This window comes from Pseudomonas laurylsulfativorans (assembly GCF_002906155.1).
Classification (GTDB): Bacteria; Pseudomonadota; Gammaproteobacteria; order Pseudomonadales; family Pseudomonadaceae; genus Aquipseudomonas; species Aquipseudomonas laurylsulfativorans.
Map to the genome: position 1 here is coordinate 96,550 of NZ_MUJK01000002.1, position 13,011 is coordinate 109,560.

At 57.8% G+C, this 13,011-nt stretch carries 12 protein-coding genes, 1 tRNA gene and 1 pseudogene; 11 read left to right on the forward strand and 3 right to left on the reverse strand.

Annotation, left to right across the window (positions count from 1 at the left end):
- The first annotated feature begins 112 nt into the window (after positions 1–112).
- The 5 genes from rbfA (at position 113) to B0D71_RS06755 (ending at position 4,349) form a co-directional block, all read left to right on the forward strand.
- Complete coding sequence (rbfA, locus tag B0D71_RS06735; protein ID WP_103394097.1) at positions 113–514, forward strand: 30S ribosome-binding factor RbfA; 402 nt, start codon at positions 113–115, stop codon at positions 512–514.
- A 3-nt stretch (positions 515–517) separates the two neighbouring features.
- Positions 518–1,435, forward strand: a complete 918-nt coding sequence (gene truB, locus B0D71_RS06740; RefSeq protein WP_103394098.1) for a tRNA pseudouridine(55) synthase TruB — start codon at positions 518–520, stop codon at positions 1,433–1,435.
- A 117-nt stretch (positions 1,436–1,552) separates the two neighbouring features.
- Positions 1,553–1,822, forward strand: a complete 270-nt coding sequence (rpsO, locus tag B0D71_RS06745) for a 30S ribosomal protein S15 (protein ID WP_011332409.1) — start codon at positions 1,553–1,555, stop codon at positions 1,820–1,822.
- A gap of 206 nt (positions 1,823–2,028) precedes the next feature.
- Entirely contained in the window at positions 2,029–4,134 is a 2,106-nt protein-coding gene (gene pnp, locus B0D71_RS06750; RefSeq protein ID WP_103394099.1) for a polyribonucleotide nucleotidyltransferase, read from the forward strand.
- A gap of 139 nt (positions 4,135–4,273) precedes the next feature.
- Positions 4,274–4,349: transfer RNA gene (locus tag B0D71_RS06755), tRNA-Thr, on the forward strand.
- Positions 4,350–4,712: 363 nt separating this feature from the next.
- Here B0D71_RS06755 and B0D71_RS06760 read toward each other — a convergent pair.
- A complete protein-coding gene (locus B0D71_RS06760; protein WP_103394100.1) occupies positions 4,713–5,813 on the reverse strand; it encodes an acyltransferase family protein in 1,101 nt (366 codons plus the stop codon).
- Between the two features lie 552 nt (positions 5,814–6,365).
- Here B0D71_RS06760 and B0D71_RS06765 point away from each other — a divergent pair.
- Positions 6,366–6,671, forward strand: a complete 306-nt coding sequence (locus B0D71_RS06765; protein ID WP_103394101.1) for a DUF6388 family protein — start codon at positions 6,366–6,368, stop codon at positions 6,669–6,671.
- A gap of 130 nt (positions 6,672–6,801) precedes the next feature.
- Here the strand turns inward: B0D71_RS06765 and nadC are convergent, their stop codons facing one another.
- Positions 6,802–7,650 (reverse strand): carboxylating nicotinate-nucleotide diphosphorylase, encoded by an 849-nt coding sequence (nadC, locus tag B0D71_RS06770; protein WP_103394102.1) that lies wholly within the window; start codon positions 7,648–7,650, stop codon positions 6,802–6,804.
- A gap of 209 nt (positions 7,651–7,859) precedes the next feature.
- Here nadC and ampD point away from each other — a divergent pair, with 209 nt between their 5' ends.
- The 5 genes and pseudogenes from ampD to B0D71_RS06790 all read left to right on the forward strand — a co-directional run bounded on the left by ampD (position 7,860) and on the right by B0D71_RS06790 (position 12,231).
- Positions 7,860–8,420, forward strand: coding sequence for a 1,6-anhydro-N-acetylmuramyl-L-alanine amidase AmpD (ampD, locus tag B0D71_RS06775; protein WP_103394103.1), 561 nt, complete (start codon positions 7,860–7,862; stop codon positions 8,418–8,420).
- Positions 8,417–9,253 (forward strand): regulatory signaling modulator protein AmpE, encoded by an 837-nt coding sequence (gene ampE, locus B0D71_RS06780; RefSeq protein ID WP_103394104.1) that lies wholly within the window; start codon positions 8,417–8,419, stop codon positions 9,251–9,253. The genes ampD and ampE overlap by 4 nt, the downstream gene beginning before the upstream one ends.
- A 1,280-nt stretch (positions 9,254–10,533) precedes the next feature.
- Positions 10,534–10,737: pseudogene (locus B0D71_RS32320) on the forward strand (HAMP domain-containing protein); the annotation flags it as partial.
- 153 nt (positions 10,738–10,890) lie between these two features.
- Positions 10,891–11,595, forward strand: coding sequence for a methyl-accepting chemotaxis protein (locus tag B0D71_RS32325; RefSeq protein ID WP_420825132.1), 705 nt, complete (start codon positions 10,891–10,893; stop codon positions 11,593–11,595).
- Positions 11,596–11,841: 246 nt separating this feature from the next.
- Positions 11,842–12,231, forward strand: coding sequence for a hypothetical protein (locus tag B0D71_RS06790; RefSeq protein ID WP_103394106.1), 390 nt, complete (start codon positions 11,842–11,844; stop codon positions 12,229–12,231).
- On the opposite strand, the gene B0D71_RS06795 is transcribed toward B0D71_RS06790, so the two are convergent.
- A complete protein-coding gene (locus tag B0D71_RS06795) occupies positions 12,232–13,008 on the reverse strand; it encodes a TatD family hydrolase (protein WP_103394107.1) in 777 nt (258 codons plus the stop codon). It lies immediately after the preceding gene.
- Positions 13,009–13,011: the final 3 nt, after the last annotated feature.

A 13,011-nucleotide genomic window follows, 5' to 3' on the forward strand; every position in this document is an offset into this window, starting at 1 on the left:
GCTCGTCACCAGGACTCTAAACGCAACGCCCGGTCTGGCTTTTGTCAGGCCGGGCGTTTGCCGCTTTCAGACCTTACGGGTTTCACCGTGGGGCAGTTACAGGTAACAAGACATGGCAAAAGAATATAGCCGTACCCAACGTATCGGCGATCAGATGCAGCGCGAGCTGGCACAGCTGATCCGTCGCGAAGTAAAAGACCCGCGCGTCGGCCTGGTCACCATTACCGCAGTGGAAGTCAGCCGTGACGTCGGTCACGCCAAGATCTTCATCACCGTGATGGGGCAGGACAGCGCCGAGGAAATCGCACAAAGCATCAAGGTGCTCAACTCCGCCGCCGGTTTCCTGCGCATGCAGTTGGCTCGCGAGATGAAGCTGCGTAGCGTTCCACAGCTGCACTTCCACTACGACGAAAGCGTCGTGCGTGGTGCGCATCTGTCGGCATTGATCGAGCGCGCAGTGGCTGAAGACAATCAGCATCCGGTTGTGGCAGAAGCCGAAGACACCAAGGAGTAATCGGTGGCTCAGGTCAAACGTATCCGTCGTAACGTCAGCGGCATTATCCTTCTCGACAAGCCGCTGGGGTTCACCTCCAACGCGGCCTTGCAGAAGGTTCGCTGGTTGCTGAACGCCGAAAAGGCAGGTCATACCGGCAGTCTCGATCCCTTGGCCTCCGGCGTGTTGCCGCTGTGCTTCGGCGAGGCCACCAAGTTCTCGCAATACCTGCTCGATTCCGACAAGGGTTATGAAACCCTGGCGCAATTGGGCAAGACCACCACCACGGCGGATGCCGAAGGTGAAGTTTTGCAGGAACGTCCGGTGACCGTTGGTCGCACCGATATCGAAGCTGTGCTGCCGAAATTTCGTGGGCAAATCAGTCAGATACCGCCGATGTACTCGGCGCTCAAGCGCGATGGCCAGCCGCTATACAAGCTGGCTCGTGCAGGCGAAGTAGTGGAGCGCGAACCGCGTTCTGTTACTATTACGCGCTTGGAATTGCTGGCCTTCGAAGGTGATACTGCGCGGCTGGCGGTGGATTGCACTAAAGGCACCTATATCCGCACCCTGGTGGAGGATATTGGTGAGCAACTCGGTTGTGGCGCTTACGTTGCAGAACTGCGACGTACCCAGGCCGGGCCATTCACCCTGGCGCAGACAGTTACCCTCGAAGAGCTGGAAGCGGTACATGCCGAAGGCGGCAACGAAGCGGTCGATCGCTTCCTCATGCCATCGGACAGCGGCCTGCTGGATTGGCCACTGTTGCAGTTCTCCGAAGCGAGTGCGTTCTACTGGCTAAATGGTCAGCCGGTACGTGCCCCGGATGCTCCGAAGTTCGGCATGGTACGGGTACAGGATCACAATGGTCGCTTCATCGGAATCGGTGAAGTGAGCGAAGACGGGCGTATCGCGCCGCGTCGACTGATTCGGTCAGAATGACCGGACGAGGGTGGCTGTTAACAGGCACGGTCACTACTCATTTTTAGATACAGGGATTTGTCCCTGGCCTGTTGAAACTGTTTTTCTGAAACAGTTTCCTGATAAAAGGATTGCCTCATGGCTCTCGACGTTCAAGAAAAAGCTCAAATCGTAGCTGACTACCAGCAAGCTGTTGGTGACACTGGTTCGCCAGAAGTGCAAGTTGCACTGCTGACCGCCAACATCAACAAGCTGCAAGGTCACTTCAAGGCCAACGGTAAAGATCACCACTCCCGTCGTGGTCTGATCCGCATGGTTAACCAGCGTCGTAAGCTGCTGGACTACCTGAAAGGCAAGGACGTGAGCCGTTACAGCGCTCTGATCGCTCGCCTGGGTCTGCGTCGCTAATAAGCGATTGCGCTAGAGGTTGGTTGTCTGTCGTGCATCAGCGGGTTTCCCGCTGGCGCATGGCAGGCTCCCAGCCTCAAGTTTTATCTGGATACCTGCTTTGCCTGAGTAACACCTGGACAATCCAGTCGGGCCGATTCCCGGCGTTGCCCAAGAATTTCGCAAGAAACCAGTTCCCCCAAGAGCCACAAAGAAGGTAGGACACCGTGAACCCGGTAATCAAAAAATTCCAGTTCGGTCAGTCGACCGTTACCCTCGAGACTGGCCGTATTGCCCGTCAGGCCTCCGGCGCAGTATTGGTCACCGTTGACGACGACGTCAGCGTATTGGTGACCGTAGTCGGTGCCAAGCAAGCCGATCCAGGCAAGGGCTTCTTCCCTCTGTCTGTTCACTACCAGGAAAAGACTTACGCTGCCGGTAAGATCCCTGGCGGTTTCTTCAAGCGTGAAGGCCGTCCTTCCGAGAAAGAAACCCTGACTTCCCGACTGATCGACCGTCCGATCCGTCCGCTGTTCCCTGAAGGCTTCATGAACGAAGTGCAGGTAGTCTGCACCGTCGTTTCGACCAGCAAGAAGACCGATCCGGACATCGCTGCGATGATCGGTACCTCGGCTGCCCTGGCCATCTCCGGTATTCCTTTCGATGGCCCGATCGGCGCTGCCCGCGTTGCCTTCCACGAAAGCACCGGCTACCTGCTGAACCCGACTTACGAGCAACAGGCTGCTTCGAGCCTGGACATGGTCGTGGCCGGTACTTCGGACGCTGTGCTGATGGTTGAATCGGAAGCCAAAGAGCTGACCGAAGACCAGATGCTGGGCGCGGTACTGTTTGCTCACGACGAGTTCCAGGTTGTGATCAACGCTGTTAAAGAACTGGCCGCTGAAGCTGCCAAGCCAACCTGGACCTGGGCTCCACAGCCTGAAGCCACCGAACTGCTGGGCGCTATCCGTGCCGAGTTCGGCGAAGCGATCTCCCAGGCCTACACCATCACCGTCAAGGCCGACCGTTACGCTCGCCTGGGCGAGTTGAAGGATCAGGTCGTGGCCAAGCTGTCTGGTGAAGAAGGCCAGCCTTCTTCCAGCGAAGTCAAAGCGGCTTTCGGCGAAATCGAATACCGCACCGTTCGCGAAAACATCGTTAACGGCAAGCCACGTATCGACGGTCGCGACACTCGCACCGTACGTCCGCTGAACATCGAAGTCGGTGTTCTGCCAAAAACCCACGGTTCGGCTCTGTTCACCCGTGGCGAAACCCAGGCTCTGGTCGTTGCAACTCTGGGCACAGCCCGTGACGCGCAGCTGCTCGACACCCTGGAAGGCGAGAAAAAAGACCCGTTCATGCTGCACTACAACTTCCCTCCGTTCTCGGTAGGTGAGTGTGGTCGCATGGGTGGCGCCGGTCGTCGCGAAATTGGTCACGGCCGTCTGGCCCGTCGTTCGGTATCGGCCATGCTGCCAGCCGCTGACGTGTTCCCGTACACCATCCGCGTGGTTTCGGAAATCACCGAATCCAACGGTTCGAGCTCGATGGCTTCCGTTTGCGGTGCTTCCCTGGCCCTGATGGACGCTGGTGTGCCGATGAAGGCACCGGTTGCCGGTATTGCCATGGGTCTGGTTAAAGAAGGCGAGAAATTCGCCGTCCTCACCGACATCCTGGGTGACGAAGACCACCTGGGCGACATGGACTTCAAGGTAGCCGGCACCGCCAAAGGCGTCACCGCGCTGCAGATGGACATCAAGATCAAGGGCATCACCGAAGAGATCATGGAAATCGCTCTGGGCCAAGCCCTGGAAGCGCGCCTGAACATCCTCGGCCAGATGAACCAGATCATTGGCCAGTCGCGTACCGAACTGTCGGCCAACGCCCCGACCATGATCGCGATGAAAATCGACACCGACAAAATCCGTGATGTCATCGGTAAAGGCGGCGCGACCATTCGTGCGATCTGTGAAGAAACCAAGGCTTCGATCGACATCGAAGACGACGGTTCGATCAAGATCTTCGGCGAAACCAAGGAAGCGGCAGAAGCTGCTCGTCAGCGCGTTCTGGGCATTACCGCTGAAGCTGAAATCGGCAAGATCTATGTTGGTAAGGTTGAGCGCATCGTCGACTTCGGCGCATTCGTCAACATCCTGCCAGGCAAGGACGGTCTGGTTCACATCTCCATGCTGAGCGATGCTCGCGTCGAGAAAGTGACCGATATCCTGAAAGAAGGCCAGGAAGTGGAAGTACTGGTACTGGACGTGGACAACCGCGGCCGTATCAAGCTGTCCATCAAAGACGTGGCAGCAGCCAAGGCTTCGGGCGTTTAATTACGCCTCACGCCTGACCGCTTCAGCGTTGTAAAAAATGCCCCGCCGTGAAAACGGTGGGGCATTTTTTTGTCTGCGCAGCATCGAGACATTGCGCGAAGTTGCCGGACCTCAAAAGCGATGCTAGGTTTAGCCCACCGCCCGTGTAGCTCAGCCGGTAGAGCAGCGCACTCGTAACGCGAAGGTCGCAGGTTCGATTCCTGTCTCGGGCACCACATTCAATTTCACCGGATTTCGGTGAGTCCCGCGAAGCCGCCAAGAGCCACAAGCCTTGGCGGTTTTTTATTGCGTTTTCTTTCGCGCTCTTTCGCAGCGTGCCGCGCATTGTCAGTACATCATTCAGCACTGCTTAATTCGAGTGACTTGGTGCCGGTCTGCGCAACGAAGGCAAACGCCTTCTGCCAGTCTATGACGAAGCGTCTGCCATTGCGGACTTTGTTGGCCAAAGGCGTGCTGACCGACGAAAACACCGAAATCATCTGGGCAGGATTGACATGATTGATTGCTGAGTAGCACTGTCACCTTCTGACCGCGTCGTATAAATAAAGAAGGCCCGCTAATTAGGCGGGCCTTCTTTATTACGCCAGAGCTTTGTGCTCTTTCTGTTGTTCCGGCTCTGTTACCGGCATCGCGTAATTATCAGTGAAGTTTTTCTGTGGACGCTCGCGGTGACCACCTTCGGCCACCATCCGGATAACTTTCCGCGCCGGCTCTTCAATGCAGTGATACAGGAACATGGAGAAGGCCAGGATGATAGGAATCTCATATTTCAGATCCATCATGCCAAACAGCTTGCGCTCAACAAACAGCACCATGATGTGGCACATGTACAAACTGAAGCTGATTTTTCCCAGATAGACCGATACAGGGTTGGAGTAACCCCAAATCGGCCCAGCCCGGAACAGGCTCGCAATCATCACGATTACTAGGAACGGGAAGGCCAGATCGAAGTAATACTGAATGCTGGTCATCCAGAACATCAGCAAGATCAGCGGGGCAATCGCCATTGCAGTGATTCGCCAGAGTCTGGAGTCCGGCAGATCGTGGCACACCTGGTAGGCGCAGTACCCAGCAACAAAGTAGGTGATGCACTTGATGGTCCAGATGCCATTGGCCAGCATATTCGGCTGCAGGTAGGGCGCGTACAGCGCTAGGCCAATCAGCAGTAGAGCGAAAGGAATCTTTCCCCACTTCCGCGTCAAATAGGCGATGAAAGGAAAGGTCAGGTATGCGGCCCACTCGCAGCTGATCGACCACGAAGGTTGATTGAACGTCAGGTCGGACGTTACTCCCCACGAATGAAAAAGGAACAGGTTCGCGTAAAACGTTAATGCAGTGTCAACAGGCGACCATTCATACAGCCTGTGCATTGGCAGGATGAATGCCGTGAGAACCAGCATAAAGAGGTGCACCGGGTAGATGCGTGCAAGCCTGGCCACCCAAAACTTGATAGCCTCTTTGGGTCGCAGGGTGTTTTCAAAATCTTTTCCGTGGACATAGGCTAGGATGAAACCAGACAAAATGAAGAACACGTCGACCCCAAGGCCTCGGGTCTTGAACAGAAAAGCGAAGTGCCCGTAGGCGTTGGCGAGGTCGCCGTACCGAATGTGTAAAAGCAGAACCGACAGGGCTGCGAAACCACGCAAACCTGTTAGGTTTTGGATGTGAGCGGCGCGCATAAGCACTCCATTGCTGGTGTTGTTGGCAGGACAGGCTTAGTTTTTGTGTATCGAAGTTGTCGCAATTACATCACACCGAGGATCCAATTCAAACGATTGACCGACGTTCAGCATCACTAGAAAAGTACATTGGTTAGTACGTCAATTCAGGTTGCTGAGCATTGCGCCCAGCAACCATTAAGGTAAACCGCTCTGATGCGGTTCCTGTCTCGGGCACCATCTCCCCCTCGGTTATTTCACCTTTCTGCTCAGGTCTTCGACGGTACGCTTGAGGTTCTCGAGTTCGCGGTTCTGATCGCTCTTTGAATTTATGTTCCCGCCGCCATCAACACGTCGTGCGCACAACTTTTTGTGGGGAGATGCAAAGAGTCGTGTAAATCGTCCGACAAACATCCTATATTCGGAGCCTGCATGAGCTTCGCCCAGCAGTTTTCAGATGATCCCGAATGGTTCTGAAGGCCAGACAGACCGGGCTACAGGCGGTTTTTCTGCGTCAGAGAGATCCTTGATGATCCAGATCCATCTTCCATTCCCCAGATCAGCGAGAACAACATGACCGTAAAAGAATTGAGCCAAGAAGCCAGACACGAAGAAGCCCTCAAGAAATACGTGCTGGACGCGCCCGAATTGATGGACGAGATCAAGGACTTGAGTCCGGATGATCAGAAAGACCAGATTCAGTGGGCGTTCGAGGATGAAGCCGAAGCCCAGGGCCTGCAGCCATGGGAACTGAGCCTCAAGTACACGAGTGCTCCAGAAGAGTACGAGGCCAAGCGCCTGGAGCTGCACCGGGAGGCCGCCGAGGTGCTGGGTGTCGAGTGGGAAGAGTACTGCGAGATGAACAATCTGGTGGTTTGACACTCATGTAGGAGCGAGCTTGCTCGCGATGGACTAAACAACGCCACGTGCATCCAGGAAACACGCGTCATCGTTAACGACCATCGCGAGCAAGCTCGCTCCTACAGTTTGGCAACTCACATACGTGTGATCAGAGACTCAGGCGCATCGACAGATCGACCGCCTTCACATCCTTGGTCATCGCACCGATCGAAATGTAATCCACCCCGGTCTGTGCAATCGGCAGCAACGTGCTTTCGTTGATCCCGCCGCTGGCCTCCAGTTTGGCCTTGCCGGCATTCAGGCGTACGGCTTCGCGCATGTCGTCCAGGCTCAGTTCGTCGAGCATGATGATGTCGGCACCGGCCGCCAGCGCTTCCTTGAGTTCATCCAGGCTTTCCACTTCAATCTCGACCGGCTTGCCCGGGGCGATCTTGTGCGCGGCGGCAATGGCCTGTGCGATGCCGCCGCTGGCGGCGATGTGGTTTTCCTTGATCAGGAAGGCGTCATACAGACCGATGCGGTGATTATGACAACCGCCGCAGGTCACGGCGTACTTTTGCGCCAGGCGCAGCCCCGGCAGTGTTTTGCGGGTATCGAGCAGTTTGACCTGAGTCTCGGCCACGAAGTCCGCCAGGTATTGCGCGCGGGTCGCCACGCCGGAGAGCATTTGCAGGAAGTTCAGGGCGCTGCGTTCGCCGGTCAGTAGTGAGCGCGCAGGGCCTTCGAGGTGGAACAACACCTGATTGGGTGTCACCCGTTCACCGTCGGCAACCTGCCAGTGCACCGCCACCCGAGGGTCCAGTTGCCGAAACACGGCATCTACCCAGGCGGTGCCGCTGATAACGGCGGCGTCGCGGGTAATGATGGTGGCTTTGGCCAGACGTTCGGCCGGGATCAACTGCGCAGTGATGTCGCCGCTGCCGATGTCTTCACGCAACGCGCGGCGCACGTTGGCTTCGATTTCGGCGGTCAGATCGGCGAGACGTAGATTCGGCATAACGGACTCCACAAACAAAGTGCCTCGATTATAGGGCCATGGCACGGGCCAACCCAAGGCATCAGCGCGTTACGTTGGCACTGGTGCCTGTATTCGGTCGGATTGGCGGTGATCGGCAACCTCAAGCGCCTCAAACGCGGCAAGTGATCGCGCCCCGGGGGATTATCGCGGCATACTGTGCCAACACAGTCGACGTTGAAGGAGTCGGTATGCAGTTGGACCCCGCGAGCGGTTGGATTCAGGGAGCGCATGTCTGCCCCTCACCCAACTTCAATGCGCGCCCCACAGGCGAAATTTCCCTGCTGGTGATCCACAACATCAGCCTGCCTCCGGCGCAGTTTGCCACCGGCAAGGTGCAGGAGTTTTTCCAGAATCGTCTGGATGTCACTGAACATCCCTATTTTGAAGGGATCGCGGATTTGCGAGTGTCCGCGCACTTTCTGATCGAGCGCGACGGTACCGTCACCCAGTTTGTTTCATGCCTTGAGCGTGCGTGGCATGCGGGTGTTTCGAGCTTCGAGGGGCGGGAAACCTGTAACGATTTTTCCGTGGGCATCGAACTCGAAGGAACGGATGATCTGCCGTTCACCGACGCGCAATACAGCGCGTTGACGGCCTTGACCCGCCAGTTGCAGCGGGCGTTCACGGCGATCACTACAGAGCGCATCTGCGGGCACAGCGACATTGCACCCGGGCGCAAAACCGATCCGGGGCCTGCGTTTGACTGGGCACGCTATCGTGCCGCTCTGGCACAAGAGGAAGGGCAATGAGTTTTCTGGTGTTGCTGTTGGCGGTGTGGATAGAGAAGTTCTCGGCCCTGCGCCATCGAGTTCAGCGGGACGGTAGCTGGATACACGAGCTGAACAAGCTCGAGGCCAGCCCGCGACTTTCCGGCCGTCCATGGCTGGTGTTGTTGCTATTGATTTTGTTGCCGGTAGCGTTGCTGGGTCTGCTGCTGGTCGTCATCGAGCCGGTGGCCTATGGGTTGCTGGCGTTGCCGATCCATTTGCTGGTTGTGATTTACAGCCTGGGGCGCGGTGATCTGCTGGGCGATCTCGGGCCGTTCCGCGATGCCTGGCGTCGGGAGGACCTGCAGGCAGCGTCCCATGTCGCCAAGCGCGATCTGGATATCTGCGCAGACAGTGGCGAGCAGTTGCTGGAACAGGTCGAAGGGCATTTGCTGTGGGAGGCCTACCACAGCTTTTTCGCGGTGATTTTCTGGTATTTCCTGCTGGGGCCGGTCGCGGCGCTGAGTTATCGCTTGCTGGCGCTGGCCGAAGAGCACGGGAAAAATCCTGCGGTGGTTGAGCGCGCCGGGCAACTGCGTCACGCCTTCGACTGGGTGCCGGTGCGCCTGCTGGCGGCGAGTCTGGCGTTGGTCGGCAATTTTGTCGCGGTCAGCCGGGTCATGCTGCATGAACTGCTGAACTGGAACATCAGCGCCGCGCAATTGATCGTGAAAGTCGGGCTGGTAGCCGGTGAAATTCCGGCACCGGTGGCCGGCGCGGAAGGTATCAACAACCTGGACCGCATCTGGGAGCTGCTGCTGCGTGCCGCGGTGCTCTGGTATGCCGGGTTTGCGTTGTGGACGGTCCTGCATTAGACCTGTAGGGAGCCATTGTGGCGAGGGGGCTTGCCCCCGTTGGGTGGCGAAGCCGCCCCGGGCGATTAATCAGTTAGAACAGGGGCTCCCGATTTACGACTGCTGTGCAGTCGAACGGGGCGGTGCCGCGATCAGACTAGCCCCTCGCCACAATGTTTCATTTCGCCTGCGCGGATGAAGCCTCTCGTTAACCTTAAGTTACAAAACCTCCTGCCGATTTAAGTTATACAGAGATAGCGCCGAATAGTGGCTATCTGCTGTCTGTCTGCGCCTGCCAATAAAAAAAATAAGAAATTGAAGGGAGACATCCAGTGAAGAGCTTGCTCTATCCCGCTGTCGCACTGATGAACCGTCTGAGTTTCGGCATGAAGTTCAGCTTGATCAGCGTACTGTTCCTGGTGCCGATGCTGGTGACCAACTTCTATCTGGTGCGTGACTCCTACCGCGAATTCCAGGGCACGCGCATCGAACTGCAAAGTCTCGACCTGTTGGGCAGCAGCCTGACGTTACGGCGCGATCTGGAAACCCTGAACAACCTGGTGCAGATCAATGTCAGCCTCGGCCAATCCGGCAAGGCCGGCAATGTCGAGTCGAAAATCAGCACTCTTGAGCAGAGTATTCTGGCTCGCCTGCAAGGGCTGGCGGCGATGACCAGCGACCCGGAGCAGGTCGCGGTGTTTGATGGCAAACGCGATGAAATGATCGCCGCGTTCAAGGCCCAGCAAACGGAAAGCTCCCTGCAAAGCAAAAGCGCCCTGATCGGCAAGCTGGTGGGCAGCGCGCAGATTTTCAGCCAGCTCATCACCAGCCAGTCCGGCCTCAGTCGCGACAACCAGAGCGACATGCGCCAGTTGAGCGAACTCGTCACCCTCGTCACGCCACGGGTCACCCAGATCCTGGGCGAAGGACGGGCGATGGGGTCCTATTCGTTGGGGCAGGGATTCATCAACTCGGCTTCGAGTACCCGATTCGATGAGTTGCTGGCGCAGATTGAAAAGCTCCAGGCTGAGTATGGCCTGAAGTTGCAGGATGCCCTGGGTTCCAGCAAGGCCGCGCGCGACACCCTGGCTGTGCAGGCCGACAGCAGCCGGGCATCGTTGAAGAAAGCGAGTGAGCTGTTCGAAGAACAAGTGGTCATGGCTGACACGCTCGATGCGCCTTGGCAGGGCTTTTATGATCAAGTCAGCGCCCTGATGGACCAGACTTACCAGCTCAACGAAGCGACCCTGAAGTACCTGGGCCCGCAGTTGCAGCAACGCCTGGACCAGAACCGCACGCACATGGTCCTGCAGGCCGTGGCGTTGTCTGTGGTGTTTGTGTTGATCTTCTATCTCTACGGCGCTTTCTATGCCTCGACCCGCACCACGCTCAAGCGCCTGGGAGCGGTGATGGACAAGGTGGCGGCCGGCGATATGACCGTGACCTTCAGCGCCCACAGCCGTGACGAGCTGGGGGAACTGGGCGAGGTGTTCAACGGCACGGTGAAGAAAATCCATGACCTGATCGAGCGTGTGGGGCAGACCGTGAGTGAAGTCGAGCGTCAGGCCGGGCAAGTGGAAAGCGTTTCCGCGCAAAGCAACCAGGCCGTCGCCGGGCAGCGCACGCAGATCGAACAAGTGGCCACGGCCATGAACCAGATGTCCGCCACTTCCCAGGAAGTGGCGCGCAGTGCCGCGGCGGCCGTGAGCAGCGCTCACAGCGTCAACGACGAAACCATCAGCGGTCGTGGTCTGGTGGAGTCGCAGCAAGGCAGCATTGCCGCGCTGGCCAGCGAAATCGATCAGTCGGTGCTGGTGATCAATCAACTGGCCAGCGACAGCCAGTCCATCAGCCGCGTGCTCGAAGTGATCAAGAGCATTGCCGAGCAGACCAACCTGCTGGCGCTCAATGCTGCCATCGAGGCAGCACGGGCCGGTGAGCAGGGCCGTGGTTTCGCCGTGGTAGCCGATGAAGTCCGGACCCTGGCCAAACGCACCCAGCAATCGACCGAAGAAATCGAGCAGATGATCGCCAGGCTTCATGGCGGTGTTGGCGCAGCGGTCAAGGCCATGGGCACCAGCCATGAAATGGCCAATGGCACGGTGGGGCAGTCGGAGAAGGTCCAGCGGGCACTGGAAAACATTCTGGGAGCGGTCGGCATGATCGTCGACCAGAACCAGCAGATTGCTGCCGCGGTGGAGCAGCAAACTGCCGTGGCCCACGACATCGACCAGAACATCGTCGAGATCAACCGCGCCGGCGAGCGTACTGCTGAAGGTGCGCATCAGACCGAAGACGCCAGTCGGGCATTGTCGGCTCAGGTCGTGGAGTTGAAACAGTTGATCAGTGCATTTCGGGTCTGAGACTGGCCGGGATGTAAATGTGGGAGCGAGCCTGCTCGCGAAAGCGGTCTGTCAGTCACATTGACGTTGGATGTGCCGCCGTTTTCGCGGGCCAACCTGCTCCCACAGATTTGCTGTACTGTCGGAAAGCTTCGTAATACTTTTTCCTTTTCCGGATAGGAGTCCTCCTGATTCTCGCCGTGCTCTGGATTTTGGATTTCAACCAAGGAAGATTTACGCGGCTTACCGCATGGAGGAAACCCGGTTATGTCTGTTGCAACAATTGGAGTCCAGGGGCGCTGTGCGCATTGTCAGCACACATTGCGGCTTCAACCCTGGCAACTCAATGCCATTGCGATCAATGAAGCGTTTACCTGTACTCACTGCCAGAAACACGTTCAGTTGCGTTGCCCGGAACAGATCAGGCGCTTCAAGTCGCTCGACTCTTTTGCACTGTTGCGTGCCAGCCTGCGGGTGATGGTCTGTACCGCCTTGCTGGTGGCGTTGGTGATGGAGTGGGTGGGAATGCTCAATGTCATCGAGCAACTGAATGCTTCGCTGATCGCCGTGTTCGTTTATTTCGCAGTGGTCCGTTATTTCCGCCAGCGCCAGCATTTGACGCTGATCCTGGAAGCCGCCAAGGCTCACACCGACTGATTACCAGCCGAACACTTCGCAGCTGTTGGCGGTGCTGGCAGCTGCCAGTCGTTCCGGGCTGATCGCCATCCATTGCGCCAGTGCCGCGCAGATCGCCGGCAAGTGTGCCGGGCTGTTGCGCTGGCCGGGAAACATGGCAGGGGCCATGTCCGGCGAGTCGGTTTCCAGCACCACCGAATCCAGCGGCAACTGCGCCAGCACACGGTGCATGCGCAATGCCTGCGGCCAGGTCGGAGCACCACCAAGGCCGAGCTTGAAGCCGAGCTTGATGTATTCGCTGGCCTCTTCCTTGCTGCCGGCAAAGGCGTGGATGATGCCGGCCCGTTTCAGGCGAAACCGTTTGAGCGTGGCGATCACTGCCGCATGGCTTCGCCGCACATGGATCAATGCCGGAAGATTGAAATCCGCTGCCAATTGCAATTGCGCATCGAACAACGCCTGCTGGCGGTCGCGGTCGAGGGTTTCGATGAAGTAATCCAGGCCGATTTCGCCCACCGCACACAGTTGCCGATGGCCGGCCAGACGGGTCAGCCAGTCACCGAGTTCGCTCAGGTGTTGCGGGCGATGATCGTCCAGATACACCGGGTGCAGCCCGAACGCGGCGTGCAGGTCAGGGTCACTCTGCACCAGCTCCCAGACCCGCTGCCAATTGGCCTGGTAAACCCCCAGCACCACGATCCGCCGCACCCCCAGGGCACGGCTGTCGGCCAGCAGCGCCTGGCGGTCGGCGTCGAAGTCCGGAAAATCCAGATGGGTATGGGTGTCGATCAGCTCCACGGC